The following is a 26,967-nucleotide window of genomic DNA, read 5'->3' on the forward strand; positions in this document are numbered from 1 at the left end:
GGCCTGCCGGGCAGCCGCATGCCGGGCCCGCGCGACATCCGCCGCGACGCCGTACGCGTCCACGCACCCGACCCGGCGCGCCCGCTCACCTCGGCCCTCGACCCGGCGCGCCCGCTCACCTCGACCACCGGCCCGGCGCGGCCGCCGCCGGGTCGCTGACCGGCTCACCCCCTGGAGTCTGCTCATCCCCCCGAAGGAGCATGTCCAATGGCCGACACCTACACCCCTCCGGTCCACGGGACCGGCGTCAAGGCCACGATCCAGCGGATCGGCGGCCACCTGGCCGGGATGATCATGCCGAACATCGGCGCGTTCATCGCCTGGGGACTCATCACCGCCCTGTTCATCCCCACCGGCTGGCTGCCGAACGAGTCGTTCGCCGCGATGGTCGAGCCGATCATCAAGGTCCTGCTGCCCGTGCTCATCGCCTACACCGGGGGGCGGATGGTGCACGGGCAGCGCGGGGCGGTGGTGGGCGCGGTCGCCGCGATGGGCGTCGTGGTGGGGGCGGACATCCCGATGTTCCTCGGCGCCATGATCGTCGGCCCACTCGCCGCCCTGATCCTGAAATATGTGGACAAGTTCACCGAGGCGCGGACCCGGTCCGGGTTCGAGATGCTGGTGGACAACTTCAGCGCCGGCATCGTCGGCGGCGCGATGGCCGTCGCCGGCGTGTGGGGCATCGGCCCGGTCGTCCAGGTGATCACCAACGTCGCCGGCGACGCGGTCGACTGGCTGGTCGGCAACGGCCTGCTGCCCGTGGCCTCGGCGCTGATCGAGCCCGCCAAGGTGCTGTTCCTCAACAACGCCGTCAACCACGGCGTGCTCGGCCCGCTCGGCGTCGCGGAGGCGGCCGAGACCGGCAGGTCGATCCTGTTCATGCTGGAGTCGAACCCGGGCCCCGGGCTCGGCCTGCTGCTGGCCTACCTGCTGTTCGGCCCGCGCCCGCTGCGCCCCAGCACCCCGGCCGCGATGATCATCCACTTCTTCGGCGGCATCCACGAGATCTACTTCCCGTACGTGCTCATGAAGCCCCGCCTCATCCTCGCCGTCATCGCGGGCGGCGCGGCCGGGGTGTTCACGTTCATGGTCACCGGCTCGGGGCTGGTGGCGACGCCGTCGCCGGGCAGCATCTTCGCGTACGCGGCGGTGACGCCGAGAGGCGGCTGGCTGGGCATGATCCTCGGGATCGCGATCGCCACCGCCGTGACGTTCGCCGTCGCCGCCCTGCTCATGAGGTTCGGCCGCGGCGAGAAGGAGCCGCCCGCCGGAGCCGGGCCGCCCGCCGAGAGCGCCACGCCCGCCGCCGACGAGCCCCGCGACGCCGCCGCCCGCGAGGACTCCCCCGAGCACCGGACCGCCGCCAAGGAGGCATGAACCATGACGAGCATCGACAGCAAGGACATCCGCAAGATCGTCGTCGCCTGCGACGCGGGCATGGGCAGCAGCGTGATGCTCGCCTCCCAGCTCAGGAAGCAGCTCAAGGACAGCGGCGTCGCCGTCGAGCACACGCCGGTCAACGACATCCCGGCCGACGCCGACGTGGTGCTCTGCCACGCGGGCCTGGCCGCCAGGGCGAGAGCGGCGGCGCCGGGCAAGGCGCTGGTGCCGTTCCAGATCTTCCTCGGCGACCCGGCGGTGACCAGGCTCGTCACCACCATCAGGAACGGCGGCGTCGTCGATGCGTGACGGCCTGCTAGACCCCCGTGCCGTGCTGCTGCACGAGAGCGCGTCCGGCCGCGACGAGGCGATCCGCCGGTGCGGGCGCGCCCTGGCCGACGTCGGCGCCGTCGCCGAGCCGTACATCGAGGCCATGCTCGAACGCGAGCGGACGATCTCCACCTACGCCGGTGAGGGCTTCGCCATCCCGCACGGCACGGCGGCGGCCAGGCAGGACGTGCTGCGCGACGCGATCTGCGTGGTGCGCTTCCCCGAAGGCGTCGACTGGGACGGCGAGCGCGTCACCGTCTGCGTCGGCATCGCCGCCGCCGGCGACGGGCACGTGCCGCTGCTGGCCGCGCTGGCCGACGTGCTGCTCGACCCCGCCCGGGCCCGGACCCTGCGCGAGGCCACCGAGGTGAACCACGTGATCGAGGAGCTGACGTGAAGGTCGCCAGATTCCACGCCCCGGGCGACATCCGGGTGGAGGACGCGCCGGAGCCCGTCGCCGGGCCCGGCGAGCTGAAGATCCGGGTGCGCAACTGCTCGACGTGCGGCACCGACGCCAAGATCTACAAGTTCGGGCACCACCACATCAGGCCGCCCCGCGTGATGGGGCACGAGATCGCCGGCGAGGTGGCGGGCACCGGCGAGCGGGTCCAGGTGATCGCCGCGATCCCGTGCGGCGCCTGCGCGGAGTGCCGCCGGGGCCGCCCGGCCGTCTGCCTGGCGCAGGAGTCGATGGGCTACCACTACGACGGCGGCTTCGCCGAATGGCTGATCGTGCCCGCCAAGGTGCTGGCCGTCAACGGCGTCAACGCCGTCCCGGACGGCGTCGGGTTCGCCGAGGCGTCGCTGGCCGAACCGCTCGCCTGCGTGCTCAACGGGCAGACGCTGGCCGGCGTGGGTACGGGTGACGACGTGGTGGTCATGGGGGCGGGGCCGATCGGCTGCCTGCACGTGCGGCTCGCCCGGGCGCGCGGGGCGGGCCGCGTCTTCCTCACCGACGTCAACGCCGCCCGCCTCGCCGTCGCCGCTGACCTCGTACGGCCCGACGCGGCCATCGACGGGGACGTGGTGGAACAGGTGCTCAAGCTGACCGGAGGCCGCGGCGCCGACGTGGTCGTCACCGCCGCGGCGTCGGGCGTGGCCCAGGAGCAGGCCGTGCGCATGGCCGCCCGGCGGGGCCGCGTCAGCTTCTTCGGCGGGCTGCCCAAGGACGATCCGGTCATCCGGCTGGACTCCAACCTGGTGCACTACCGGGAGCTGACCATCGTCGGCGCCAACGGCTCCAGCCCCGCCCACAACGCCGAGGCGCTCGGGCTGATCGCCGCGGGCGCCGTGCCGGTCGGCGACCTCATCACCCACCGGCTGCCGCTGTCCCGGGTGCTCGACGGCATCGAGCTCGTCAGCCGGGGCGCGGCCATCAAGGTCACGATCGAACCCTGAGGAGGCAGGCCATGGCATCGCGGACGGTGACCATCGCGTCGGCGAGCGGGCTGCACGCGCGGCCCGCCAAGCTGTTCGTCCAGGAGGCGGCGCGGCTGGGGGTGCCGGTGCGCATCCGGGCGGGCGACGGGAAGGCGGTCCCGGCGTCCAGCATGCTCGGCGTGCTGTCGCTGGGCGCGGTCCGCGGGACCGAGGTGACGCTGGAGTCGGACGCCCCCGGCGCCGACGCCGCCCTCGACACCCTCGCCGCCCTCCTCTCCCGCGACCTCGACGACCCCCCGCCCCCGAAGGGAGGCGCGGCCCCGGACGGACCCCCACCCCCCGAAGAAACCCCGGCCCCGGAGGAAGGCGCGGCCCCGGAAGGGGGCGCGGGCTTGGGCGGAGGTGCGTGCTCGGGCTCGGGCGCGGGCGCGATACCGGGTACAGGCCAGGGGGCAGGGTTGGGGGCTGGGGAGGTTGTCGGTGGGTGAGGTGGTGCGGCTGGCCGGGCTGGGGGTCAGCCGGGGGGTGGTGGCGGGGCCGGTGGTGCGGATGGCCGCGCCGCCCGTGCTTCCGGCTCCTCGGCCGGTCGGCGACGCGGAGGCCGAGGGGGCGGTGGTCGCCGGGGCGCTGGAGGCGGTGGCCGCGGGGCTGCGCGAGCGCGCCGCCGCGGCCGAGGGTGACGCGGCCGAGATCCTGGGCGCGCTGGCCATGATCGCCGACGATCCGATGCTGCGGGAGGAGGCCGAGCAGGGCGTACGCGACGGCCTGGACGCCCCGCACGCGCTCGACGCCGCGTTCACCCGCCACCGGGAGGCGATCGCGGCGCTCGGCGGCTACCTGGCCGAACGGGCGGCCGACCTGGACGACCTCAGGCACCGGGCCGTCGCCTTCGCGCTGGGCGTGCCGATGCCGGGCCTGCCCTCCCCCGGGCATCCGTACGTGCTGGCCGCCGAGGACCTGTCGCCCGCCGACACCGCTGGGCTCGGGCCGGACGTGCTGGCGCTGGTGACGGCGAAGGGCGGCCCGACGAGCCACACCGCCATCCTGGCGCGCGGCCGGGGCCTGCCCGCCGTGGTGGCGTGCCCGGGCGTGATGGACCTGGCGGACGGCACGTACGTGTGCGTGGACGGCGTGACCGGCGAGGTCACGGCGGGCATCAGCCGGGAGGAGGCCGAGGCGGCGTGTGAGCGCGACCGCCTGGAGCGGGAGCGGCTGGCCGCGACCGGCGGGCCCGGCAGGACCGCCGACGGGCGGCCGGTCAGGCTGCTGCTCAACATCGGCTCGGCCGCGGATCTGGTGCCCGGCGGTGAGGGGGTGGGGCTGTTCCGCACCGAGTTCCTGTTCCTGGGGCGCGAGCGGGAGCCGTCGTTCGACGAGCAGGTGGCGGCCTACGCGGAGGTGTTCGGGCGGGCGGCGCACGTCGTGGTGCGGACGCTGGACGCGGGCACCGACAAGCCGCTGCCGTTCCTCGGGCTGCCGCCGGAGCACAACCCGGCGCTGGGCATGCGCGGGCTGCGGGTCGACCGGGTGCTGCCGGGCGTGCTCGACACGCAGCTCGACGCGATCGCCGAGGCGGCGCGGCGGACGGGCGCGGAGGCGTGGGTGATGGCGCCGATGGTCGCCACCCGGGACGAGGCCGCCGGGTTCGCCGCCAGGGCGCGCGCCCGGGGGGTGGCCCGGGTGGGCGTCATGGTGGAGATCCCGGCCGCCGCGCTGCTGGCCGACCGGCTGCTGGAGGAGGTGGACTTCCTCAGCGTCGGCACCAACGACCTCAGCCAGTACGCCTTCGCCGCCGACCGGCAGCATCCGGCGCTGGCCGACCTGCTCGACCCGGCGCAGCCGGCGCTGCTGCGCCTGGTGGCGGCGTGCGCGGAGGCGGGCCTGGCGGCGGGCAAGCCGGTCGGCGTCTGCGGCGAGGCGGCCGGCGATCCGGCGCTCGCCCCGGTGCTGGCCGGGCTGGGGGTGACGAGCCTGTCGATGGCGCCGTCGTGCGTCCCCGCCGTCCGCGACGCGCTGTCGCGGCACACGTACGCCGAATGCCGCGAGCTGGCGCGCGCCGCCCTCTCCTGACAGGCCCGGGCCGGGAGTGGCGGGCGGTCAGCTCGCCGGTTCCGGGGTGCGGGCGCGCAGGGTGAGCTCGCCGTCCTGGGCGTCCACGTCGACGGCGCCGCCTTCCCCGACCTCGCCGGTGAGCAGCATCGTGGACAGGCGGTTGTCCAGCTCGCGCTGCACGGTGCGGCGCAGCGGGCGGGCGCCGAACTCGGGCTGGTGGCCGCGCTCGGCGAGCCAGTCCTTGGCCGCGTCGCTCACCTCCAGCGCCACGTCCTGGCCGCGCAGCCGCTGCCGGGTGCGCTCCAGCAGCAGGTCGACGATCTGGCGGAGCTGGCTCCTGTCCAGGCGGCGGAAGACGATGGTCTCGTCGATGCGGTTGAGCAGCTCGGGCCGGATGGAGTGGCGCAGCAGGTCCATGAGCCGGTCCTGCAGGTCGGGCGTGTCGCCCTGGGCGTCGAGGATCATCTGGGCGCCGATGTTGCTGGTCATGATGACGATCGTGTTGGTGAAGTCGACGGTGCGGCCCTGGCCGTCGGTGAGGCGGCCGTCGTCGAGCATCTGGAGCAGGATGTTCATCACGTCCGGGTGCGCCTTCTCGATCTCGTCGAGCAGGATGACGCCGTGCGGGCGGCGGCGGACGGCCTCGGTGAGCTGCCCGGCCTCCTCGTAGCCGACGTAGCCGGGCGGGGCGCCGATGAGCCGCGAGACCGTGTGCCGCTCCTGGAACTCGCTCATGTCGATGCGCACCATGTGGTCCTCGCCGCCGAACAGTGCCGCCGCGAGCGCCCTGGCCAGCTCGGTCTTGCCGACGCCCGTCGGGCCGAGGAACAGGAAGCTGCCGATGGGCCGGTTCGGGTCGGCCAGGCCGGCGCGCGCCCGGCGGACCGCCTCGGCGATGGCGACGACGGCCTCGTCCTGGCCGATGACGCGTTCGTGCAGGTGTTCCTCCAGCCGCATCAGCCGGTCGCGCTCCTGGGTGGTGAGCTGGGTGACGGGGATGCCGGTGCGGCGGGAGACGACCTCGGCGATGTCCTCGACCGTGACCTGCGGGGCGGCGTCGCGGCCCTGCCTGGCCCGGTCGAGCTCGGGGCGGAGCTTGTCGATCTGGCTGGTGATCTCCTTGGCCCGGTCGAAGTCGTCGGCGGAGACCGCCTGGTCCTTGTCGCGGCGCAGGGAGGCGAGGCGTTCCTCCAGCTCGCGCACGTCGCTGCCGGGGGTGCGCGAGCGCAGCCGGACCCGGGCGGAGGCCTGGTCCATCAGGTCGATGGCCTTGTCGGGCAGGAACCGGTCGGCGACGTAGCGGGCCGACAGGGTGGCGGCGGCGTCGAGCGCCTCGTCGGTGATGCGCACCTGGTGGTGGGCCTCGTACGCGTCGCGCAGCCCGGCGAGGATCTCGACCGTCTGCTCCACGGTGGGCTCGGTGACGAGGATGGGCTGGAAGCGGCGTTCCAGCGCGGCGTCCTTCTCGATGTTCTTGCGGTACTCGTCGATGGTGGTGGCGGCGATGACGTGCAGCTCGCCGCGGGCCAGGGCGGGTTTGAGAATGTTGGCCGCGTCCATGCCGCCCTCGGCCGACCCGGCGCCGACCAGCGTGTGCACCTCGTCGATGAACACGATGACCTCGTCGGCGTGGGCGCGTACCTCGTCGACGACCTTCTTGACCCGTTCCTCGAACTCGCCCCGGTACTTCGACCCGGCGACCATGCCGGTCAGGTCGAGGGCGATGACGCGCCGGTCCTTGAGCGTGTCGGGGACGCTGCCGTTGACGATGCGCTGGGCGATGCCCTCGACGATGGCGGTCTTGCCGACGCCGGGCTCGCCGATGAGCACGGGGTTGTTCTTGGTGCGGCGTGACAGGACCTCGATGGACTGCTCGATCTCGTCCTCGCGGCCGACGACCGGGTCGACGCGGCCCTGCCTGGCCTCCTCGGTGAGGTCGCGCCCGTACTCGTCGAGTGAGGGGGTGCCGCTGTCGCGGCGTTCTCCGCCGGGCTGCCCGGGGCCGGAGGAGAGCAGGGCGCGCTGGATCTCGTTGGCGGAGACGCCCTGCTCGCGCAGCAGTTCGGAGGCGGTGGACTCGGGGTTGGCGGCGAGCGCGAGCAGCAGGTGCTCGGGGCCGATGTAGGAGGAGTTCAGGGCGCGGGCGACGCGCTGGGCGTCCAGGACGGCGCGCTTGGCCGACGGGGAGAGCGTGTCGGGCGGCTCGGCGGCGGGTCCCTGCCCGGCGAGCGTGCCGATGCGGTCGCGGAGCCTGCCGGTGTCGACGCCGGCTGAGCGCAGCAGCTCGCGGGTGGGCTCGGCGCGGGCTGAGGCGCCGAGGAGGTCGAGCGCGTCGAGGTCGGCGGCGCCGCGCCGGCCGGCGATCTCCACGGCGTCGGCGAGCACCTCGCGGGCGGAGGCGCTGAGCAGCTTGCCCACGTCGACGCGCTGGACGCTGGGCCGGGTCGGCGGCCAGGCGTCCATCCCGCCGAACACCCGGCCGGTCAGCTCCTCGAAACCCCGGAAAGGATCCCGCCCAAAGAACGACATATCCGACATTTTGCTCGTCCCCTTCTCGCGCACCTCCGGGACCTCTTGCCGGGCCCGTCGCAAGGCATAGCCAGCGATCGGCAAAATGCCTCCGCGCCTCAGGGGGTGCGGCTCACTCCGGGGGTGCGGCTGCCTCCGGGGGTGCGGCTGCCTCCGGGGGTGCGGCTGCCTCCGGGGGTGCGGCTCACTCCGGGGGGTGCGGGTCACTCCGTCGCGAGGAGGTCCACGATGGGCGTGTCACCGGAGACGAGCTCGAACGTGCGGCGGCCCGTCCCCGGGGCCTGGAGCAGGGCGGCGACGACGGCGGCCACGTCGTCGCGCGGCACCGGGCCGGGCGGCACCTCGGGAGCCAGCCGGACCAGGCCGGTGCCGGGCTCGTCGGTGAGGCGGCCCGGCCGCAGGATGGTCCAGTCGAGGTCGCGGCGGCGCAGGTCGTCTTCGGCGGCGGTCTTGGCCGCGATGTAGGCGGCCCACACCTCGTCGGAGCCCGGCTTGGGCGGCTTGCCCGCGCCCATGGACGAGATCTGCACGAACGTGCGCACCCCGGCCCGCTCGGCGGCGTCGGCCATCAGCACGGAGGCGGCCCGGTCGACGGTGTCCTTGCGCGCCGCGCCGCTGCCCGGCCCGGCGCCCGCGGCGAACACCACCGCGTCCGCCCCCCGGACGATCCCGGCGACCTCCTCCACGCCCGCCTTCTCCAGGTCGCACAGCACGGCCTGCGCGCCGGTCTCCTCGACGTCGGCCACGTGCGCCGGGTTGCGCACCAGGCCGACGGCCGCCGCTCCCAGCAGCCTCTCCAGCCGCAACGCGATCTGCCCGTGCCCGCCCGCGATGATGATCCTCATGGGCGTCATGGTGTCATGGAGCCATGAACGACTTCCCGCACGCGCCCGCCCCGGCGTTTCTGTTCGACCTGGACGGCACCCTGATCGACAGCGTCTACCAGCACGTCATCGCCTGGCGGCAGGCGCTGGCGGGGATGGGCATCGACCTGTCGGTGTGGCGGATCCACCGGCGCATCGGCATGAGCGGCGGCCTGTTCGTCAACGCCCTGCTGCGCGAGACCGGGCTGAAGCTCACCCAGGCGCAGATCGACGAGCTGCAGACCACCCACGCCGAGGCGTACGAGCAGCAGGCCGATTCGGTCCGGCCGCTGCCGGGGTCGGTGGAGCTGCTGGCGGAGCTGTCCTCGCGCGGCGTGCCGTGGGCGATCGCGACCAGCGGCTACGCGCGCACGGCCCGGCTGGCGCTGGGCCTGCTCGGGCTGCCGGACGACGCGCCGATGGTGACGCGCGACCTGGTGCGCCGGGCCAAGCCGGACCCCGACCTGTTCCTGGCCGGCGCGGCGCGGCTCGGCGTCGACCCGGCGCACGCGATGGTGGTGGGTGACAGCATCTGGGACCTGCTGGCGGCGCGGCGGGCCGGCTCGCTCGGCATCGGGCTGCTGTCGGGCGGCTACGGCCGCGACGAACTGGAGCGGGCGGGGGCGTTCCGCGTCTACGCCGACCCGGCCGACATGCTCGACCGGCTCGACGAGCTGGGCGTGCGGCAGAGCGACTGAGGAATATCCGGCCGAACCACGGAGCTTTGATCACGCGTACCCCTTTTGGAGGAGCTGACTATGGAATTGGCAGACATCGGCGTCACCGGCCTGGCGACCATGGGCCGCAACCTGGCGCGCAACCTGGCCAGGCACGGCTACGCGGTGGCCGTGCACAACCGCACCGAATCCCGTACGCAACAGCTCGTGCGGGAGTTCGGCGGCGAGGGCACGTTCCTGCCCTCGCAGGATCTGGCCGGGTTCGTGGCGTCGCTGAAGCGGCCACGCCGGGCGATCATCATGGTGAAGGCGGGGCCGGGCACCGACGCGGTGATCGACGAGCTCGCCGCGCTGATGGAGCCGGGTGACATGATCGTCGACGGCGGCAACGCGTACTTCGAGGACACCCGGCGGCGCGAGGCGGCGCTGCGTGAGCGCGGCATCCACTTCGTCGGCACCGGCATCTCCGGCGGCGAGGAGGGCGCGCTGAACGGCCCGAGCATCATGCCGGGCGGCTCGAAGGAGTCGTGGGAGGCGCTCGGCCCGATCCTCCAGGACATCTCGGCCAAGGTGGACGGCGTGCCGTGTGCGGTGCACGTGGGCCCCGACGGCGCCGGTCACTTCGTCAAGATGGTGCACAACGGCATCGAGTACTCGGACATGCAGCTCATCGCCGAGTCCTACGACCTGCTGCGCCAGGCGCTGGGCGCGACGCCCGCCGAGCTCGCCGGGGTGTTCCGGGAGTGGAACCAGGGCGACCTGGACTCCTACCTGATCGAGATCACCGCCGAGGTGCTCGACCAGGTCGACGCCGAGACGGGCAAGCCGTTCGTGGACGTGGTGGTCGACCGGGCCGAGCAGAAGGGCACCGGCCGGTGGACCGTGCAGAGCGCGCTGGAGCTGGGCGTGCCGGTGACGGGGATCGCCGAGGCGGTGTTCGCGCGGGCGCTGTCGGGCCACCCCGAGCAGCGGGAGGCGGCCCGGCCGCTCCTCCAGGGGCCCGAGCTGACCGGGACCGGCGGCAAGGAACTGGTCGAGGACGTGCGGCAGGCCCTGTACGCGTCCAAGATCGTCGCCTACGCGCAGGGCTTCGACCAGATGGCGGCGGCGTCCAAGGAGTACGGCTGGGACCTCGACCTGGGCGCGATGGCGACCATCTGGCGGGGCGGCTGCATCATCCGGGCCAAGTTCCTGGACCGGATCCGCGCGGCCTACGACGCCGACCGGGCGCTGCCGACGCTGCTGGCCGACCCGTCGTTCGCCGAGGCGCTCAACGCCGCGCAGGAGTCGTGGCGCCGGGTGGTGGCCACGGCGGTGAAGATCGGGGTGCCGACGCCGGGCTTCTCCTCGGCGCTGGCCTACTACGACGGGCTGCGGCGCGACCGGCTGCCCGCCGCGCTGGTGCAGGGGCTGCGCGACTACTTCGGCGCGCACACCTACCTGCGGGTCGACAAGGAGGGCGCCTACCACACCGACTGGTCGGGCGACCGCGCAGAGCGTCCCGCCTCCTGAGGCCGCCTCCCCCCGGCGGGCGTCAGCTCGCCGCCGGGGGCGGCGGGATCCGGTTGGCCAGCGCCGTCACCACGCAGTAGCCGATGGGCCCGGACGCGTCGTGCACGGTGCACTGCCCGTTGGCCACGCCGTCCGCGCTGAGATGGCCGGTGGCGTCCAGGCCGATCACCTCGCCGCGCGGCAGCCGGGCCAGCGTGAGCGTGTAGTCGGCGTTGATGAACGGCAGCCCGCCCGCCGTCATGCCGCTGAGCGGGCTGGCGAAGTCGGCCGCCAGCGCCACCCGGACGAACGGGCTGACCTCCTCGTCGTCGACGAGCGGCCGGTTCTCCCGCGTCCAGACCCGCCTGCGGCCCGGGTCGCCCCACTCCGACAGGCGCCACAGGTCGAACGGCGGCGTCCAGCCCGGCCCCTCGGCGGGCGGCCCGTCGGGCGGCGTCTCGTCCCACGCGGGGGTGACCGGCCGCTCGCCGCCGGGCTGCTCGCCCTTCCTGAGGAGTACGGCGCTCGCCCGGCCGATCACGCCCTGCTCGGTGCGGATGACGGCGTCGGCCACGCGGATCCGCCGCCCGTCCCTGACCAGGGCGGTCTCAACGGTGACGGGCAGCATCGGGCTGTTGCGGAACAGGTCGACGGTGAGCCTGGCGAACTGCATCTCCGGATCGCCGTACCGGTCCTCGACGGCACGGGCGGCCAGCCCGCCGAGCAGGCGGCCGTGGAGCATGTCGAGGGCCCAGGGGCTGCGGGCGTGGGGGGCCGGGACGAGCTCGTCCCCGGCCGTGGTGAAGAAGGCAGACGTCACAGAATCAGATTCTAGTGGAGAGCCGTTCGCCCGGCGCTCGACGCGGGCGGCCACGTTGCCGCCGGGCGGCATCCGCGCCTTCTTCGCGGGCCTCTACCCGGCGGCCACGCAGAACGGGTGACCCTCCGGGTCGAGGAGCACCGTCCAGCCGTCGCCGCCCGGCTGGTGGCCGGGTAGCGTCGCGCCGAGCTCGACGAGCTCCTTGACGGCCTGCTCGACGTCGGCCACCTGGAAGTCGGGGTGCGCGTGCTTGACCGCGGGCCAGCCCGGCGCCCGGTAGCCGTCGACCCGCTGGAAGGACAGGCTCGCCGCGCCGCCCCCGACAGTGGCGAAGTCCGCGTCGGAGCCGGTCACCCGCCCGCCGGTGGCCTTGGCGTAGAAGGTGGCCAGCGCCTGCGGGTCGGCGCAGTCGAACACGATCGATGAGAGGGAAGTGATGGTCATGCGGCCAGCCTGCCCGCCCCGGCCGCGCCGGTCTTGAACATCCTTGCACCCCCGGGACTGTCGTAGCCGTGCCGTAGCGTGCGGCGCATGCGATCGGCTCTGCGACTGGGCGCCGGGGCGGGGTTCACCCTGGACGAGGTGACCTGCCGCGACGACCACCGCCGGTGGTCACCGGCTGAGGAGAGCACCGCCCATCGGGTGGTGCTCGTCCGGCGTGGCCGCTTCCGCCGCCTCGCCGGCGGCCGCTCCGCCACGCTCGACCCGACGACGGCGTACGTGACCGCGCCCGGTGAGGAGGAGCGCTTCGCCCACCCGGCGGGCGGCGACGTGTGCACCTCGCTCCGCCTGTCGCCCGCGCTGTGGCACACGCTCGCCGGCGGCCCGCTGCCGCCCCGGCCCGCCCTGTACGCCGACGCGCGGCTCGACGTGGCGCACCGCCGCCTCCTGCGCGCGGCCCGCGCCGGCGACCCCGCCTTCGCCCTCGCCGAGGCGCTCCTGCCGCTCGTCGCCGCCACCCTCACCCGCGCCGCCGCCCCCGTGCCCACCGGCGGCGGCCCCGCCCGGGTCACGAGCGCCGCCCTCGTCGACGCCGCCCGTGAGGCCATCGCCGCCGACCACCCGGAGGCCGGCGACCTGCTCTCGCTCGCCGCCCTCCTGCGCGTCTCCCCCTACCGGCTCAGCCGGGCCTTCACCCGGGAGCTCGGCGTCTCCCTCACCCACTACCGCAACCGCGTCCGCGTGAGCCGGGCCCTCGACCGGCTGGAGCAGGGCGAACCCAGCCTCGCCACGCTCGCCGCCGACCTCGGCTTCGCCGACCAGGCCCACCTGACGCGCACCATCCGCCGCCACACCGCCCAAACCCCCACCACCCTCCGGCACCTTCTCACCCCCTGACGCACCGCCACCTCCCCGTGCCCGCACCGTGCCTCGTCCCCCGCACTGCCCGGCTCGTCCCCCGCACCCTGCCGCCTCCTCCCTCGCCTCTCGCCGCTTCCTCCCGTTGCCGCACCGCCTGCTCCTTCCCTGGACCCCCTGCCGTCTCCTCCCGTTGCCGCACCTCTTCCTCCCCTCGAAGCCAGCCGCCCCAGGCGCGGTCTGGCGGCGTGGAGCACCGCGAGCGGCGGCCAACGGATGGCGACGCACTACGGCGGACTCGCCAGGGAGTCTCGGGAGCGGACGGCTGCGGCGAGCCGTGCGGACCGGGCGCCAGCGCGCGACGGGCGCGGCCGGTGGAGGCGTGCGACGGAGCCGGCGTGCGGGCGCGGGCGGGCGCGGGAGCGGGCGCGGGCGGGGGCGGGGTGGAGACGGTCAGTGGTGGTGGGCGGACTCGATCCGGCCGCCCAGTTGGGCGCGGACGCCTTCCAGCAGGGGCGGGGTGGAGACGACGACCCAGCGCTCGCCCACGAGGTAGGCGCCGCCGTACATCTGGGCGAGCTCCAGCCAGTCCCGCTGGCCTCGTTCGGTGGTGAAGGTGACGAGGGTGTAGTGGCCCCGGGCGGTCCGGCAGTCGGCCTGGCGCAGGTCGGCGGCGTCGATCTGCAGGGCGGGGCGGGGACATCCGGCGGCGGCGCCGATCTGGTCGATGCCCGCCGGTGCGGCCGGAGCGGCCGGGGCCGCCAGGGTGGGCGGGGCCGCCGGGGCCGTGCAGGCGGTGAGGAGCGCGGCGAGCGCGACGGCGACGGCGGCGGCGAGCGGCTTGCCGGTGGAAGTCTGCATGGCCTCATCCCGTGGACGGTGAAACGTTCCTGCCGCAGGTACGCACCGGCGGCGCGGGAGGTTCACCGCGGCGGCAGTAGCCTTCTCGCGAAGGCGCGGGCGTGAGGAGGGTGACGGTGCAACTCGGCAATCTGGAGCGGTCGGTCATGGAAGCCCTGTGGGAGCATCCCGGCGGCATGTTCGCCCACGACCTGGCGCCGCTGCTGCCGTCCGGCCCGGCGGTCACGACGGTGCTGACGGTGCTGACGCGGCTGTCGAACAAGGGCATGGTCTCGCGCGAGCGGGTGGGCCGGGCGCATCTGTACCGTGCGACGGCGGGCAAGGACGCCTTCGTCGCCGAGGCGATGCGCGCGGCCCTGGACGAGGCGGGTGACGTCGCGGCGGCGGTGCAGCGCTTCGTGGGCACGGTGTCGCCCGAGGTGGCCTCGGCGCTGCGTGCGGCGCTGGGCGAGCGGGACGGTTCGGCGCGATGATCGCCTGGCTGGTGGCGGCCGGGGTGGCGCTGTTGCCGGTGGCGCTGGGCGATCGCGCGGCGCGGGCGCTGGCCGGTGCGGCGTGGACGCATCGCTGTCCCCGGGCGGCGCTCGTGCTGTGGCACGCGGCCGGGGCGTCCGCCGGACTGGGGGCGATCGGGCTGGGGCTGGTGGCGGCCGTGGCGCCGTCGGCCGCGGTGTTCCCGCACGGCGTGCACACGCTGGTGGGCCGGATCGCCGGCGGGCACGGCCTGGCGGGGCTGGGTCCGGCGCACCTGGTGGCGCTGGCCTGGTCGGCGGGCCTGACGGCCTGGCTGGTGGTCCACACGGCGCGGGTGGCCGCCGGGACGTTACGGGAGCGGCGCCGCCGGCGGCTGCTGATCGACGTGGTCGCCGATCATTCGCCGGAGCACGACGCGTACATCCTGCCCGCGTCCGGCCGGGTGGCCTACTGCGTTCCGGGCAGGCGGCGGCGGATCGTGCTCAGCCAGGGCGCCCTGGACGCGCTGAGCGCGCAGGAGCTGGCGGCGGTGCTCGGGCACGAGCGCGCGCACGCGCGGGGCCACCACGACCTGGCTCTGCTGCCGTTCGTCGCGCTGGCGCGGGCCTTCCCCTGGCTGCCGGCGGCGCGGACCGCCCGGCGGGCGGTGGCCGTGCTGCTGGAGATGGTCGCCGACGACCATGCCCGCCGCGCCCACGGCGGCCTGCCGCTGGCCGGCGCGCTGGTGCGGATGACGGCCGGCGGGCCTGGGCCGCAGGCGTCCACGCCGGCGCTCGCCGAGCAGGGGGTCGTCGAGCGGCTTCAGCGCCTGCTCACGGAGCGCGAGCGGCCCCGCTGGGCGCCCGCGGCGGCCTGCTCGACGGCCGGGCTGCTGCTCAGCGGGCCGCTGGCGGTGCTGGTCGCCCCGCTGGTCTGCGCCGCGATCTGAGAGGCGCGGACGGCCGGGTGGCACCCCTGGAAGGAGAGGCGGGACCACCGCCCACTATCTTCTACACAAAGTAGAAGTAAGCCGTGGACCGAAAAGGGGAGCACCCGTGTCATCAGAGGCCGAGCGTCGCCAGGCGGCCCGTAAGCGCAACGTCACCGTGTCGGTGACCGTGATCGGCGTCTTCGTGCTGGCGGTGGCGGCGCTGTTCGCGTTCGGCCGGCCCGGCCCTGAGGCGGTCGAACAGGCCGGTCTGTCCGCCGGGGAGTCGCAGCTGGTGCGCGCCGACAGCCACCGGCTGCAGTCGGCCGCGGACGGCAAGGTGACGCTGGTGGAGTTCCTCGACTTCGAGTGCGAGGGCTGCCTGGCCTACTACCCGGCGGTGGAGGAGCTGCGCGAGGACTACGCCGGGAAGGTCACGTTCGTGGCGCGTTACTTCCCGATGCCCGGCCACTTCAACGGCGAGCGCGCCGCCCGCGCGGTGGAGGCCGCCGCCGCGCAGGGCGCGTTCGAGGCGATGTACCGGCGGATGTACGAGACGCAGCCCCAGTGGGGCGAGAAGCGGGTCCCGGCCGACGAGACGTTCCGCGGCTTCGCCAAGGACCTGGGCCTGGACCTGGCGGCCTGGGACAGGGCCTACGACGACCCGGCGACGCTGGCCCGCATCCGGAAGGACATGGCCGACGGCCGGGCCCTGGGCGTGCAGGGCACCCCGACGTTCTTCCTCAACGGCACCAGGATCGAACCCCGCACCCTGGCGGAGTTCAGGGCGGCCATCGATGCGGCACTCGCCGAGTGACGCCGCGCGGCCTTCCGCCGGCCCGTTCCCCCGGCTGCTGCCCGGCCTGCTGCTGGCCGGCGGGCTGATCGGCCTGCTCGCCGCGTTCGTGCTGGCGGTGGAGAAGATCGCGCTGCTGGCGGACCCCGGCTACGTGCCCGGTTGCAGCCTCAACCCGGTGCTGTCGTGCGGGTCGGTCATGAGCACGCCGCAGGCCGCCGTGTTCGGCTTCCCGAACCCGCTGCTGGGCGTCGCCGCGTTCGCCGTCGTCGCCGCCGTGGGCGCGGCGCTGCTGGCCGGCGCGGCGTTCCGGCGCTGGTTCTGGCTGGGCCTGCAGCTCGGCGTCACCGCCGGGGCGGTGTTCGTGCACTGGCTGATCGTCCAGAGCCTGTACGAGATCGGCGCGCTGTGCCCGTACTGCATGGTGGTGTGGTCGGTCACCGTCCCGGTCTTCTGGTACGTGAGCCTGCACAACCTGCGGCAGGGCCATCTGCCCGTCCCCGGTCCGGTGCGCCGCCCGGTCGAGGCGCTGACCGATTACCACGGCGTCGTGCTGACGGTGTGGTTCCTGACCGTCGTCACCCTGATCGGCGCCCGCTTCTGGAGCTACTGGAGCACCCTGCTGTGACTCCTCGCTGGCAGGGGTGGGCGGCGCTGCGGCCGGGCGTGCTGTGCTACGGCGGCCGGATCGGCGCGACCGGCCCGCACGCCCACCGCGCCGCGCAGCTCCTGACCGGCGAGGGGCTGGTCCTGCGCGGCGCCGACGGCCGCGATCATGCCGTACGCGCCGCGCTCATCCCCGCCAACGCCCCGCACACGATCGTGCGCGGGACGGCCGACGGGCTGCTTGCCCTCGTCGACCCGGCCCGGATCGGGCAGCCGGGCCGCGGCGACGCGACTCCGGGATCGGCCGCCGCGTGGCGCCTCGGGCCGGACGTCCCCGTCACCGGCGACCTGGACACGCTGACGGCACTGGTCGACGCCCTGACCGGGCACGTCGCGCCCCGGCCGCCGCACCCCGCGCTCGCCGGCGCCGAACGGGCCGTGCGGCGCATGCTGCCCGGCCGGGTGCGGCTGTCCGACGTCGCGCGGGCTGTCCACCTGTCGGAGAGCTGGCTGTCCCACCTGTTCACGGCGGAGTTCGGGCTGCCGTTCCGGCCGTACGTGCTGTGGGCCCGGCTGGACGGCGTGTGGTCGGCGCTGGCGGCCGGGGCCACGCTGACCGAGGCCGCCCACGCGGCCGGGTTCGCCGACGCCGCCCACCTGAGCCGGGTGGTCCGCCGGATGATGGGGAACGCGCCCTCCACCATGACCGCCGGGGTGCGGTGGCTTTCCTAGCAGGTTCGTTCAAGCCCGGCCGCCACCCCGCCGGGCAGGCTTGACCCCATGATCATCGTGATCGGCGCCGGTCAGGCGGGGCTCGCGGCAGGCCGCGCCCTCCGTCTGGCCGGGCTTGACGTCGTACTCCTCGAAGCCCATGACCGGATCGGCGAGTCGTGGCGGCGGCGGTGGGACTCCCTGCGGCTGTTCACCCCGGCCCGGCTCAGCTCGCTCCCCGGCCTGCCGATGCCCGGCGGGAGCCGCTACCCGGGCAAGGACGAGGTGGCCGGCTACCTGGAGGCGTACGCGGCCCGCTTCGACCTGCCCGTCCGCCTCGGCGCGCGGGTGTCGGAGCTGCGCCCCGGCCCGGGCGGCGGGTTCGAGGCGGTGACCGGCGACGGGGTGATCGCCGGCGACGGGGTCGTGGTCGCCACCGGCCCGTTCCAGGAGCCGCGCGTTCCCGCCCTGGAGCTGCCACCCGGCGTCCACGCGCTGCACAGCTCCGCCTACCGCGCCCCCGACCGGCTTCCCGACGGCCCCGTGCTGGTCGTCGGCGGCGGCAACTCCGGCGTGCAGATCGCCGCCGAGCTCGCCGCCACCCACCCGGTCACCCTCGCGGCCGGCGCGCGGCAACCGGTCCTCCCCCAGCGTCTCGGCGGCCTGGACGTCTTCACCTGGCTCCGCGCCCTCGGCGTGGTCCGGGCTCCGGTCACCGGCCGGCTCGGCCGCCTGGTCCGCGCCCGCGACCCGCTGATCGGGCTCGGCCCCCGGGGGCTGCGCCGGATGGGTGTGCGCGTCGTCGACCGCGTCGTCGAGGGCGGCGTCGATGGCGGCGTCGATGGCGAGGGGCCGCTGCTGCGCACCGCCTCCGGCCTGCGGCTCGCCCCGCGCAGCGTGATCTGGGCGACCGGCTACAGGCCCGGCTACGGGTGGCTGCGCGTCCCCGGCGCCCTGGCCGGCGGGGTTCCGCGCCACACCGGCGGGATCAGCCCGGTGCCCGGTCTCACGTACGTGGGCCTGCCCTTCCAGCGCTGCCGCGGCTCGGCCCTGCTGGGCTGGGTCGGCGAGGACGCCGCGCTGATCGCCGAGGCCCACGCCGCCCGGCGGGCGTGATCGGCCCGGACGTAGCATGGGCCCCGTGACAGGTGACGCCGGCGGGCGACGCGGCCGCCGGCCATGACCGGGGCGTGGGGGTGGGACCTCCTGCTCGGCGTCGTGGCCGCACTGCTGATCGCCTACCTGGCCCTGCCGCTGGACCTGGTGCCCGACTTCATCCCCGTCCTGGGGTATGCCGACGACGCGATCATCGTCACCGCGGTGCTGCGCTCGGTGGTCCGCCGCGCCGGTCTGCCCGCGGTGCGCCGGCACTGGCCGGGCACCGACGACGGCTTCGCCGTGCTGACCCGGCTGACCGGACTGGACAGGCCGCCCGCCGCCCCCTGAAAACCCCGCCGCGCCGGTCGGGGGTCAGGCGGTGAAGCGGCCGGCGATGTTCGTCCAGGTGTCGTCGGACTGGCCCGGCCGCTGAGCGGCGTGGACGCGGCTCGCGGCCGTGGTGAACGCGCGCAGCCCGAGCAGGAGAGCCGCCCGCGCGTCGGGCGGCATCTCGTCGACGACCTCGGCCAGGTGTTCGCGGCGCCGGGCGCGCAGCTCGGCCAGCAGGGCCCGCCCGGAGGGGGTGAGGCTGATGGTCAGCTCCCGCCGGTCGTCGTGGGAGGTGGAGCGGCGCACCCACCCGGTGGCCTCCAGCCGGTCGCAGAGCCGGCTGGTGGACGACGGCAGCGCCCCCAGGGCCTCGCTGAGGGTGGCGAGGTTGATGTGCCGGTGGGGTTCGAGGGTGAGCAGCGCCTGGAGCTGGATGGAGGAGACCTTGGTGACCGCGGCGTGCCGGGAGTGCGCCCAGACGGCGACCAGGGCGGCCGCCGCGTTCTCGACGACGGCCCCGGTGGAGGCCTCGCCGGAGGCTCCGGCTGCGGTCGGGGGGAGGTGGCTGAGATCGCGGTGGCTCATGCTGGCTTCCAGGGGTCGAAGCGTGACTACGCGCGTATGCCTCGCGCGGGTGCCGCGGCGGTCCAGTCTAGGCAAACCACGACGGCGTCGTCGATGACGTCCACCCCGGCCCTGAACGCCATCATGTCACGGACGATCGTACGGACGGCCTCTCCGGCGGGCTGCAGGCGGGTGGAGCGGACCGTCGTCTCCAGCAGACCGGCGCCGAACTCCACGTCGGCCGTGGACCGCGCCCCGTACACGCCGTCGCTGACGATGACCAGCCGGTCGCCCGGCTGCAGCGGGACGGGCTGCTCGACGTAGGCGGTGGCGCCGAACATGCCGAGCGGCAGCTGGGCGTCCAGTTTGACGGTCTCGACCTCGGCGCCGCGCAGCCGGAAGATGCGCGGAGACCCGGCCTCGACCGCGGCGACCTCGCCGGTGACGGCGTCGAAGCGCAGCAGCAGGGTGGAGACGTGCTCGCGGCCGCCGTACTGGGCGTGCACGACCTCGTCGGCGAGGCCGGCCTGCTCGACGAGGTCGGCGCCGGAGCGGCGGGCGTTGCGGATGGCGGTGACGGCCAGCGAGGTGAGGAGCGCGGCGCGCAGCCCCTCCCCCATGCCGTTGGTGACGGAGAGCATCAGCGAGTCGCGGTCGCAGCTCCAGTCGAAGTTGTCGCCGTGGACGGCGTAGGCCGGTTCGAGCTGGCCGGCGAGGTCGTAGGAGTCACCCCGGTGGCCGTAGCCGGGCAGGAGCTCCCACTGCATCTCGGCGGCGAGGGTGAGCCGGGACAGGCGGCGGGCCCTGCGGTAGCGGTCGGTGACCCGCCCCGCGCCCCACAGGGCGGCGGCGAGCGCGGAGGCCAGCTCGTGGAACTCGTGGATCCGCTCGTCGCCGGGGGCGGCGGGCAGGCTGAGGCTGAGGACGCCGAGGCGCTCCCCGCACGCCGACATCGGCAGGTGCAGGGCGCCGCGCTCCGGGTCCCACGCCGGCCGCTGGGAGGCGAACACGCGGCCGCGCTCGCTGGCGTCGATGCGGATCTCGGGCGCGTCGGGACCGGGCGGGTCCAGCACGGGCCTGAGCACGGTCAGCGCGTAGTCGGCGAGCAGCAGCTCGACGCCGGTCGCGGCCGTGTGCGCGACGAGCGCGTCGCGGGCGGCCTCCCCCAGCCGGTACGGGGGTGCCGCGCGTAGCGCCCGGTAGACGGCGCTCATGTCGTTGTCGGTGGTCACGGGCGTAGTTCCTCATGGGCAGGGAAGTGGCGCACCCGAGCTGCCCCTCGTGTGCGCTGCGGTTGTCGTGCCGCGTGCGCCTACGCTAGCCTCCAAGCCAATTATTTGCACTATGGCAATTATTGAGAGGTGGGCAACACCGTGAGTGGCAGCCGGTCGGGAACACAGCGGGTCCACGACGCCGGGGAGCTCGAACTGCGTCAGCTGCTCACCGGACTGACCGCCGTCAGGGACGGCGACTTCGGCACGCGGCTGCCCGCCGACGCCGACGGCCTGCTGGGCGAGATCGCCTCGGTGTTCAACGGCATGGTCGACCAGCTCTCGCTCGTCACCTCGGAGGTCACCCGGGTGGCCCGCGAGGTCGGCACCGAGGGACGCCTGGGCGGCCAGGCCGACGTGCCGGCCGTGTCGGGCACCTGGAAGGACCTCACCGAGTCGGTCAACGCGATGGCCGGCAACCTCACCGGCCAGGTGCGCAACATCTCGCAGGTGGCCACGGCGGTGGCCAAGGGCGACCTGTCGCAGAAGATCACCGTCTCGGCCCAGGGCGAGATCCTGGAGCTGAAGAACACCCTCAACACGATGGTCGACCAGCTCTCCTCCTTCGCCGACGAGGTCACCCGGGTCGCCCGCGAGGTCGGCACCGAGGGGCGGCTGGGCGGCCAGGCCGACGTGAAGGGCGTGTCCGGCACGTGGAAGGCGCTGACGGAGTCGGTCAACGTCATGGCCGACAACCTCACCGCCCAGGTGCGCAGCATCGCCCAGGTCACCACGGCCGTGGCCAAGGGCGACCTGTCGCAGAAGATCCGGGTCGACGCGCGCGGGGAGATCCTGGAGCTGAAGGAGACCATCAACACGATGGTCGACCAGCTCTCGGCGTTCGCCGACGAGGTCACCCGCGTCGCCCGCGAGGTCGGCACCGAAGGACAGCTCGGCGGCCAGGCCCAGGTCCGCGGCGTGTCCGGCACGTGGAAGGACCTCACCGACAACGTCAACTTCATGGCCTCGAACCTGACCGGTCAGGTGCGCAGCATCGCCCAGGTGGCCACGGCGGTGGCCCAGGGCGACCTGTCGCAGAAGATCCTCGTCGAGGCCAAGGGCGAGGTGGCGGCGCTCGCGCAGACCATCAACACGATGGTCGACCAGCTCTCCGCGTTCGCCGACGAGGTCACCCGCGTCGCCCGCGAGGTCGGCACCGAAGGACAGCTCGGCGGCCAGGCCCAGGTCCGCGGCGTGTCCGGCACGTGGAAGGACCTCACCGACAACGTCAACTCGATGGCCGACAACCTGACCAACCAGGTGCGCAGCATCGCCCAGGTCACCACGGCCGTGGCCAGGGGCGACCTGACCCGCAAGATCGACGTGGACGCGCGCGGCGAGATCCTGGAGCTGAAGACCACGATCAACACGATGGTCGACCAGCTCTCCTCCTTCGCCGCCGAGGTGACCAGGGTCGCCCGGGAGGTGGGCAGCGAGGGCAGGCTCGGCGGCCAGGCCGAGGTCGAGGGCGTCTCCGGCACCTGGAAGCGGCTGACGGAGAACGTGAACGAGCTGGCCGGCAACCTCACCCGGCAGGTGCGCGCGATCGCCGAGGTGACCAGCGCCGTCACCTCCGGCGACCTGACCCGCTCCATCACCGTCGACGCCTCGGGCGAGGTGGCCGAGCTCAAGGACAACATCAACTCGATGGTGAAGTCGCTGCGCGAGACCACCAAGGCCAACGAGGACCAGGACTGGCTGAAGACCAACCTGGCGCGCCTGTCGGGGCTCATGCAGGGCCACCGCGACCTGGCGGCGGTCGCCGAGCTGGTCATGAACGAGCTGGCGCCGCTGGTCTCGGCCCAGTACGGCGCGTTCTTCCTGGCCGACGAGGACGAGCTGCGGCTCATCAACGCCTACGGGTTCCCGGCGGGCCAGACGGCGACCCGGGTCGGCCTGGGCGAGACGCTGGTGGGCCAGGCGGCGCGGGCCCGCCGCACGATCGCGGTCGACGACGTCCCGCCCGGCTACGTCACGGTCTCCTCGGCGCTCGGGCGGACCACGCCGAGCTCGCTGATCGTGCTGCCGATCGTGGTGGAGGAGCAGGTGCTCGGCGTGATCGAGCTGGCCTCGCTCGGCACGTTCACGCCCGTGCACCGCGCCTTCCTCGACCAGCTGATGGAGACGATCGGCGTCAACGTCAACACCATCGTCGCCAACGCCCGCACCGACGAGCTGCTGGCGGAGTCGCAGCGGCTGACCGTCGAGCTCCAGGCCCGCTCGGAGGAGCTGCAGAACCAGCAGGAGGAGCTGCAGCGCTCCAACGCCGAGCTGGAGGAGAAGGCGGCGCTGCTCGCCTCGCAGAACCAGGACATCGAGGCCAAGAACCTGGAGATCGAGCAGGCCCGCCAGGAGCTGGAGGAGCGGGCCCAGCAGCTCTCGCTCGCCTCCACGTACAAGAGCGAGTTCCTCGCCAACATGAGCCACGAGCTGCGCACGCCGCTGAACTCGCTGCTCATCCTCGCGCAGCTGCTCGCCCAGAACCCGACCCGCAACCTGACGCCCAAGCAGGTCGAGTACGCCAGCGTCATCCACTCGGCGGGCTCGGACCTGCTGCAACTCATCAACGACATCCTCGACCTGTCGAAGGTCGAGGCGGGCAAGATGGACATCAGTCCCGAACGGGTCGGGATGCGTCAGCTCCTGGACTACGTCGAGGCCACGTTCCGGCCGATGACCACCGAGAAGAGCCTGGAGTTCCGCATCACGACGGCGCCGGGCGTGCCCGACAGCCTGCTCACCGACGACTCGCGGCTGCGCCAGGTGCTGCGCAACCTGCTGTCCAACGCGGTCAAGTTCACCGAGAGCGGCAGCGTCGAGCTGCGCATCGAGCCGGCCGCCCCGGCGCAGGTGCCCGCCTCCGTGCGGCCGCACGGCGCGGCGATCGCCTTCCGCGTCATCGACACCGGCGTCGGCATCGCCGAGCAGCAGCTGGAGGCGATCTTCGGGGCGTTCCAGCAGGCCGACGGCACCACCAGCCGCAAGTACGGCGGCACCGGGCTCGGCCTGTCGATCAGCCGGGAGATCGCCTACCTGCTCGGCGGCGCGATCACCGCGCAGAGCACGCCCGGCCAGGGCAGCACGTTCACGCTCTTCCTGCCGGCCGCCCGGCCGGACTTCGCCGAGCAGGGCCCGGGCCAGGCCGCGCCCTCGCCCCGCGAGCTGCCGGAGGCCCCGGCCGACGGCGAGCCCGTCAAGGCGGCGGCCCCGGCGCCCTCCCAGCAGCGCAGGCTGCTGGTGGTGGAGGAACGCTCGCGCGGCCTGCTCTCCCTGGTGGCCGAGAGCGTCGTGGCCGACCTGGCGCGCCGCGACGCGGGCGGCGCGCACGCGCCCGTGGAGATCGTGACCGCCGTGGGCGGGCAGGAGGCGGCGGCGACGCTGGCCGCCGCCCCCTGCCACTGCATCGTGCTCGACCTCGACATGCCGGGGCGGGCCGGGTTCGGCCTGCTGGAGGCCATCGACGGGGACGCCGCCCTGCACGGCGTGCCGGTCCTGGCCTACAACAACTGGCGGATGGACGCGGCGCAGGAGCGGGCGTTGCAGGCGCGGGCCGTCTCCCAGCCGCTGGAGCTGCTGTCGAGCCTGGACGAGCTGCGCGAGCGGATCGCCCTGCACCTGACCGCCGAGCAGCCCGGCGACGTGCTGCCACTGGTGCGCTCGGAGGAGGCGGACCTGCCGGTCGAGCGGCCGGAGGACGGCGCGCTCACCGGCCGCACCGTCCTGGTGGTCGACGACGACGCGCGCAACCTGTTCGCGCTGACGAGCATCCTGGAGATGCACGGCCTGCGGGTGCTGCACGCCGAGGACGGCCGCAAGGGCATCGACACGCTGGTGGCGCATCCGGAGATCGACATCGTGCTGATGGACGTGATGATGCCGGAGATGGACGGCTACGCCGCCACCACCGCGATCAGGGCCATGCCGCAGTACGCGGACCTGCCCATCATCGCGGTCACGGCCAAGGCCATGCCGGGCGACCAGGAGAAGAGCCTCGCCTCGGGCGCGAGCGGCTACGTCACCAAGCCCGTCGACGCCGATCACCTCCTCGGGCTGATCCAGCGCTGGCTGACGGCGTAACCCCCCGCGCGTCCGTCCCCGCCACGTCTTCGCGCCACGTCTTCGCGCCACGTACGAAGGAGCTGCACGCAGTGCGCATCCAGCAACACCCGGGCGACGAGCCGGCCTCCCCCGGCGAGGCCGCCACCCCCGAGGAGGCCACCAACGTCGGCCGGCTCGCCGCCACCATCGAACGGCTGCGCGAGCAGATCAGGCAGGCCCAGCACGCGGCCGAGGGCCGGGCGCTCATCGAGCTGGCCAAGGGCATCCTGATCGAGCGGCTGCGCTGCGGCCCCGCCGAGGCGGCCCGCCAGCTGGCCGACCTGGCCGAGAAGGCCGGGCTCTCCCCTCTGGAGCTGGCCGCCGACCTCATCGACCAGGCGGCGCACGACCGCCTGAGCGACGCCGCGCGCGACTTCCTCGCCTGGGCGCGGAGCGAGCCGGGCGGCGCCGGCGCGGACGACACCTCCATCGCGGTGCGGCTGCGCGCGGCCGAGAGCGGCGCGCTCGTCGCCACGGACAGCCAGCTCGTCGCCGAATCCCTGCTGGAGCACGCGCTCGCCCCGCTGGGCGCGACGGCGGTCGCCGTGTGGGCGGCCGGAGCCGACGCCTCGCTCACGCTGACCGGCTACGCCGGCTACAGCGCCGAGGAGGCCAGGCGCTGGCGGTACGTGCCGCCCGGCGTGGCGACGCCCGCCCGGCGCGCGCTGGTCGAACGCCGGACCGTCTGGTTCCCCAGCCTCTCCGGCACCGGCCTGCCCTCCATCGGCCACCACCACCTGCCGGGCGGCCGGGTGGCCGTCCCCGCCGGCACCGGAGGGCGGGTCCTCGGCGTGCTGGAGATCGGCTGGCCGCACGCGCTGGAGCCGCAGCCGCCGCAGATCCACAAGCAGGTCGAGGCGCTGGCCGAGCTGTGCGCGCACACGCTCGAACCCTGCGAGGAGCCCGCGCCCGACCTGGCCGAGCTGGTCAACCTCACCGACGGGCTGCACGACTCCGCCCTGCTGCTCCGGCCCGCGTTCGGCAAGGACGGGCTGCTCGCCGACTTCCTCATCGAGCACGCCAACAACTGCTTCGCCGACCCCGCCGGACGCCCCCGCGCCGTCGTGACGGGGGCCACGATGCTGGAGGCGTACCCGCTGGCCGCCCACGACGACGGGCTGTTCGGCAAGATCGAGCACGTGTACGGGACGGGCGAGCCGTACCGGGCCGAGCGGGTGCCGCTCACGGCGCTGGTCGACCAGGTGCCGCTCACCACGGTCGCCGACATCAGCATCACCCGCCACGGCGACTGCGTGCTGCTCATCTGGCGGGTCCAGGACGAGGCCGTCCGCCTGGCCAGCCTGCTCCAGCACGCCCAGCGCCTCGGCCGCATCGGCGGCTTCGAGCAGGACGTGCAGACGGGCGAGATCACCTGGAACAGCGAGCTGTTCAACCTGTACGGCCTGCCGCCCGGCGAGCACCCGATCCCGCTGGACCGGCTGGCCGAGCACGCCCACCCCGACGACGCCACCGCCATCGGCCGCTTCCTGCGGACCGTGCTGCACCACCGGCTGCCCGCCTCGGTCGCCTTCCGCCTCCAGCGCCCCGACGGGGTGGCCCGCCACACGCGGGTCGTGGCCGAGCCCGTCATCGACGCCGAGGGCCGCATGCTGGCGGTACGCGGCGCGTACCAGGACGTCTCGGCCCAGCACTGGACGGAGGTGGCGCTGGCCGCCACCCGCGACCAGCTCGCCCACTCCGAGCAGCAGATCTCCGAGCGCAACCGGCTCACCCTGCAGCTCCAGCGGGCCATCATGCCGCCCGCCCAGCGGATCATCGAGGCGTCCGGGCTGCACATCGCGGTCCGCTACCGGCCCGCCGAGAAGGAGCACCTCGTCGGCGGCGACTGGTACGACACCGTCGTGCTGCCCTCCAACCAGGTGCTGCTCTCGCTCGGCGACGTAGCCGGCCACGGCATCGAGGCCGCCACCGGCATGGTCATCCTGCGCAACGCCCTGCGCGGCCTGGCCGTCACCGGCGCCGGGCCCGGCCAGCTCATGACCTGGCTCAACATGGTCGCCCACCACCTGACCAACAGCCTGACCGCCACCGCGCTCTGCGGCCTGTACGACCCGGCGACCCGGGTGCTGCGCTGGGCCAGGGCGGGGCACCTGCCGCCGATCCTGGTGCGGGGCGGCACGGCCGAGGAGCTGCCGCTGGTCCACGGGATCATGCTCGGCGCCGTCTCCGAGACCGACTACGAGGAGGGGCAGATCCGCCTGGCGGGTGAGGACACGCTGCTCATGTACACCGACGGGCTCATCGAGCGCCGGGACCGCGCCCTGCAGCACTCGCAGCAGCAGCTCCTGACGACGGTGCAACACCCGGTGACGAGCCTCGAGCACCGCCTGGACCATCTCCTCACCCACAGCCATTCCGACACCGACGACGACACCTGCCTGCTCGGCATCCAGGTGCGCTGAGGCGCGG

The 26,967-nt window shown here is 74.4% G+C and carries 25 protein-coding genes; 18 read left to right on the forward strand and 7 right to left on the reverse strand.

What is annotated here, in order from left to right; translation table 11 throughout:
* The first annotated feature begins 207 nt into the window (after positions 1-207).
* Genes AB0G11_RS23925 through ptsP form a run of 6 tightly spaced genes read left to right on the forward strand, consistent with a single transcriptional unit; the run spans position 208 to position 5,160 of the window.
* Positions 208-1,377, forward strand: coding sequence for a PTS mannitol transporter subunit IICB (locus tag AB0G11_RS23925; RefSeq protein WP_357588275.1), 1,170 nt, complete (start codon positions 208-210; stop codon positions 1,375-1,377).
* A 3-nt stretch (positions 1,378-1,380) separates the two neighbouring features.
* Positions 1,381-1,689, forward strand: a complete 309-nt coding sequence (locus tag AB0G11_RS23930; protein WP_219509441.1) for a PTS lactose transporter subunit IIB — start codon at positions 1,381-1,383, stop codon at positions 1,687-1,689.
* On the forward strand, positions 1,682-2,107 hold the full coding sequence (locus AB0G11_RS23935) for a PTS sugar transporter subunit IIA (RefSeq protein ID WP_219509442.1): 426 nt from the start codon (positions 1,682-1,684) through the stop codon (positions 2,105-2,107). Before AB0G11_RS23930 ends, AB0G11_RS23935 begins: the two co-directional genes overlap by 8 nt.
* The gene (locus AB0G11_RS23940) at positions 2,104-3,108 is read left to right on the forward strand and encodes a zinc-dependent dehydrogenase (protein WP_357588277.1); all 1,005 of its coding nucleotides are present in this window, start codon (positions 2,104-2,106) and stop codon (positions 3,106-3,108) included. Before AB0G11_RS23935 ends, AB0G11_RS23940 begins: the two co-directional genes overlap by 4 nt.
* 11 nt (positions 3,109-3,119) lie before the next feature.
* On the forward strand, positions 3,120-3,578 hold the full coding sequence (locus AB0G11_RS23945) for an HPr family phosphocarrier protein (RefSeq protein ID WP_357588279.1): 459 nt from the start codon (positions 3,120-3,122) through the stop codon (positions 3,576-3,578).
* Positions 3,571-5,160: a phosphoenolpyruvate--protein phosphotransferase gene (gene ptsP, locus AB0G11_RS23950; RefSeq protein ID WP_357588281.1), complete on the forward strand. Its 1,590-nt coding sequence runs from the start codon at positions 3,571-3,573 to the stop codon at positions 5,158-5,160. The genes AB0G11_RS23945 and ptsP overlap by 8 nt, the downstream gene beginning before the upstream one ends.
* Before the next feature lie 27 nt (positions 5,161-5,187).
* On the opposite strand, the gene AB0G11_RS23955 is transcribed toward ptsP, so the two are convergent.
* Positions 5,188-7,680 (reverse strand): ATP-dependent Clp protease ATP-binding subunit, encoded by a 2,493-nt coding sequence (locus AB0G11_RS23955; RefSeq protein ID WP_357588283.1) that lies wholly within the window; start codon positions 7,678-7,680, stop codon positions 5,188-5,190.
* Between the two features lie 194 nt (positions 7,681-7,874).
* The gene (locus AB0G11_RS23960; protein WP_219509446.1) at positions 7,875-8,516 is read right to left on the reverse strand and encodes an NAD(P)H-binding protein; all 642 of its coding nucleotides are present in this window, start codon (positions 8,514-8,516) and stop codon (positions 7,875-7,877) included.
* A 23-nt stretch (positions 8,517-8,539) separates the two neighbouring features.
* On the opposite strand from AB0G11_RS23960, the gene AB0G11_RS23965 reads away from it, so the two are divergent.
* Positions 8,540-9,232: an HAD family hydrolase gene (locus tag AB0G11_RS23965; RefSeq protein WP_219509447.1), complete on the forward strand. Its 693-nt coding sequence runs from the start codon at positions 8,540-8,542 to the stop codon at positions 9,230-9,232.
* A gap of 60 nt (positions 9,233-9,292) precedes the next feature.
* On the forward strand, positions 9,293-10,723 hold the full coding sequence (gene gndA, locus AB0G11_RS23970; RefSeq protein WP_219509448.1) for an NADP-dependent phosphogluconate dehydrogenase: 1,431 nt from the start codon (positions 9,293-9,295) through the stop codon (positions 10,721-10,723).
* A gap of 22 nt (positions 10,724-10,745) precedes the next feature.
* Here gndA and AB0G11_RS23975 read toward each other — a convergent pair whose 3' ends face one another.
* Positions 10,746-11,522, reverse strand: a complete 777-nt coding sequence (locus tag AB0G11_RS23975) for a thioesterase family protein (protein WP_357588285.1) — start codon at positions 11,520-11,522, stop codon at positions 10,746-10,748.
* Positions 11,523-11,615: 93 nt separating this feature from the next.
* Complete coding sequence (locus AB0G11_RS23980) at positions 11,616-11,966, reverse strand: VOC family protein (RefSeq protein WP_357588287.1); 351 nt, start codon at positions 11,964-11,966, stop codon at positions 11,616-11,618.
* A gap of 87 nt (positions 11,967-12,053) precedes the next feature.
* Here AB0G11_RS23980 and AB0G11_RS23985 point away from each other — a divergent pair, with 87 nt between their 5' ends.
* Positions 12,054-12,860, forward strand: a complete 807-nt coding sequence (locus AB0G11_RS23985; protein ID WP_357588289.1) for an AraC family transcriptional regulator — start codon at positions 12,054-12,056, stop codon at positions 12,858-12,860.
* Between the two features lie 414 nt (positions 12,861-13,274).
* On the opposite strand, the gene AB0G11_RS23990 is transcribed toward AB0G11_RS23985, so the two are convergent.
* On the reverse strand, positions 13,275-13,682 hold the full coding sequence (locus tag AB0G11_RS23990) for a hypothetical protein (RefSeq protein ID WP_357588290.1): 408 nt from the start codon (positions 13,680-13,682) through the stop codon (positions 13,275-13,277).
* A 116-nt stretch (positions 13,683-13,798) separates the two neighbouring features.
* Here AB0G11_RS23990 and AB0G11_RS23995 point away from each other — a divergent pair, with 116 nt between their 5' ends.
* The 7 genes from AB0G11_RS23995 (at position 13,799) to AB0G11_RS24025 (ending at position 18,622) form a co-directional block, all read left to right on the forward strand.
* Entirely contained in the window at positions 13,799-14,155 is a 357-nt protein-coding gene (locus AB0G11_RS23995) for a BlaI/MecI/CopY family transcriptional regulator (RefSeq protein WP_219509487.1), read from the forward strand.
* A complete protein-coding gene (locus AB0G11_RS24000) occupies positions 14,152-15,084 on the forward strand; it encodes a M56 family metallopeptidase (RefSeq protein WP_357588292.1) in 933 nt (310 codons plus the stop codon). Before AB0G11_RS23995 ends, AB0G11_RS24000 begins: the two co-directional genes overlap by 4 nt.
* 106 nt (positions 15,085-15,190) lie before the next feature.
* The gene (locus tag AB0G11_RS24005) at positions 15,191-15,880 is read left to right on the forward strand and encodes a thioredoxin domain-containing protein (RefSeq protein WP_357588294.1); all 690 of its coding nucleotides are present in this window, start codon (positions 15,191-15,193) and stop codon (positions 15,878-15,880) included.
* Positions 15,861-16,487, forward strand: a complete 627-nt coding sequence (locus AB0G11_RS24010) for a vitamin K epoxide reductase family protein (RefSeq protein WP_357588296.1) — start codon at positions 15,861-15,863, stop codon at positions 16,485-16,487. Before AB0G11_RS24005 ends, AB0G11_RS24010 begins: the two co-directional genes overlap by 20 nt.
* Positions 16,484-17,197, forward strand: a complete 714-nt coding sequence (locus AB0G11_RS24015; RefSeq protein WP_357588297.1) for an AraC family transcriptional regulator — start codon at positions 16,484-16,486, stop codon at positions 17,195-17,197. The genes AB0G11_RS24010 and AB0G11_RS24015 overlap by 4 nt, the downstream gene beginning before the upstream one ends.
* A 48-nt stretch (positions 17,198-17,245) precedes the next feature.
* Complete coding sequence (locus tag AB0G11_RS24020; RefSeq protein ID WP_357588299.1) at positions 17,246-18,292, forward strand: NAD(P)-binding domain-containing protein; 1,047 nt, start codon at positions 17,246-17,248, stop codon at positions 18,290-18,292.
* Positions 18,293-18,355: 63 nt separating this feature from the next.
* A complete protein-coding gene (locus AB0G11_RS24025; RefSeq protein ID WP_357588301.1) occupies positions 18,356-18,622 on the forward strand; it encodes a DUF1232 domain-containing protein in 267 nt (88 codons plus the stop codon).
* Positions 18,623-18,646: 24 nt separating this feature from the next.
* Here AB0G11_RS24025 and AB0G11_RS24030 read toward each other — a convergent pair whose 3' ends face one another.
* Positions 18,647-19,189, reverse strand: coding sequence for a MarR family transcriptional regulator (locus AB0G11_RS24030; RefSeq protein ID WP_357588303.1), 543 nt, complete (start codon positions 19,187-19,189; stop codon positions 18,647-18,649).
* A gap of 26 nt (positions 19,190-19,215) precedes the next feature.
* Positions 19,216-20,400, reverse strand: coding sequence for a PP2C family protein-serine/threonine phosphatase (locus tag AB0G11_RS24035; protein WP_219509456.1), 1,185 nt, complete (start codon positions 20,398-20,400; stop codon positions 19,216-19,218).
* A gap of 129 nt (positions 20,401-20,529) precedes the next feature.
* On the opposite strand from AB0G11_RS24035, the gene AB0G11_RS24040 reads away from it, so the two are divergent.
* Positions 20,530-24,516 (forward strand): HAMP domain-containing protein, encoded by a 3,987-nt coding sequence (locus AB0G11_RS24040; protein WP_357588305.1) that lies wholly within the window; start codon positions 20,530-20,532, stop codon positions 24,514-24,516.
* Positions 24,517-24,587: 71 nt separating this feature from the next.
* Positions 24,588-26,960: a SpoIIE family protein phosphatase gene (locus AB0G11_RS24045; protein WP_357588307.1), complete on the forward strand. Its 2,373-nt coding sequence runs from the start codon at positions 24,588-24,590 to the stop codon at positions 26,958-26,960.
* Positions 26,961-26,967 lie beyond the last annotated feature (7 nt).

The organism is Nonomuraea sp. NPDC023979 (assembly GCF_040639085.1).
Taxonomy (GTDB): domain Bacteria; phylum Actinomycetota; class Actinomycetes; order Streptosporangiales; family Streptosporangiaceae; genus Nonomuraea; species Nonomuraea ceibae.

Bases quoted from the DNA above. Each gene is read 5' to 3' on its own strand.
- AB0G11_RS23925 (WP_357588275.1), top strand. From the start codon at position 208: ATGGCCGACACCTACACCCCTCCGGTCCACGGGACCGGCGTCAAGGCC.
- AB0G11_RS23930 (WP_219509441.1), top strand. From the start codon at position 1,381: ATGACGAGCATCGACAGCAAGGACATCCGCAAGATCGTCGTCGCCTGC.
- AB0G11_RS23935 (WP_219509442.1), top strand. From the start codon at position 1,682: ATGCGTGACGGCCTGCTAGACCCCCGTGCCGTGCTGCTGCACGAGAGC.
- AB0G11_RS23945 (WP_357588279.1), top strand. From the start codon at position 3,120: ATGGCATCGCGGACGGTGACCATCGCGTCGGCGAGCGGGCTGCACGCG.
- AB0G11_RS23955 (WP_357588283.1), bottom strand. From the start codon at position 7,680: ATGTCGGATATGTCGTTCTTTGGGCGGGATCCTTTCCGGGGTTTCGAG.
- AB0G11_RS23960 (WP_219509446.1), bottom strand. From the start codon at position 8,516: ATGAGGATCATCATCGCGGGCGGGCACGGGCAGATCGCGTTGCGGCTG.
- AB0G11_RS23965 (WP_219509447.1), top strand. From the start codon at position 8,540: ATGAACGACTTCCCGCACGCGCCCGCCCCGGCGTTTCTGTTCGACCTG.
- gndA (WP_219509448.1), top strand. From the start codon at position 9,293: ATGGAATTGGCAGACATCGGCGTCACCGGCCTGGCGACCATGGGCCGC.
- AB0G11_RS23980 (WP_357588287.1), bottom strand. From the start codon at position 11,966: ATGACCATCACTTCCCTCTCATCGATCGTGTTCGACTGCGCCGACCCG.
- AB0G11_RS23985 (WP_357588289.1), top strand. From the start codon at position 12,054: ATGCGATCGGCTCTGCGACTGGGCGCCGGGGCGGGGTTCACCCTGGAC.
- AB0G11_RS23990 (WP_357588290.1), bottom strand. From the start codon at position 13,682: ATGCAGACTTCCACCGGCAAGCCGCTCGCCGCCGCCGTCGCCGTCGCG.
- AB0G11_RS24000 (WP_357588292.1), top strand. From the start codon at position 14,152: ATGATCGCCTGGCTGGTGGCGGCCGGGGTGGCGCTGTTGCCGGTGGCG.
- AB0G11_RS24010 (WP_357588296.1), top strand. From the start codon at position 15,861: ATGCGGCACTCGCCGAGTGACGCCGCGCGGCCTTCCGCCGGCCCGTTC.
- AB0G11_RS24020 (WP_357588299.1), top strand. From the start codon at position 17,246: ATGATCATCGTGATCGGCGCCGGTCAGGCGGGGCTCGCGGCAGGCCGC.
- AB0G11_RS24025 (WP_357588301.1), top strand. From the start codon at position 18,356: ATGACCGGGGCGTGGGGGTGGGACCTCCTGCTCGGCGTCGTGGCCGCA.
- AB0G11_RS24030 (WP_357588303.1), bottom strand. From the start codon at position 19,189: ATGAGCCACCGCGATCTCAGCCACCTCCCCCCGACCGCAGCCGGAGCC.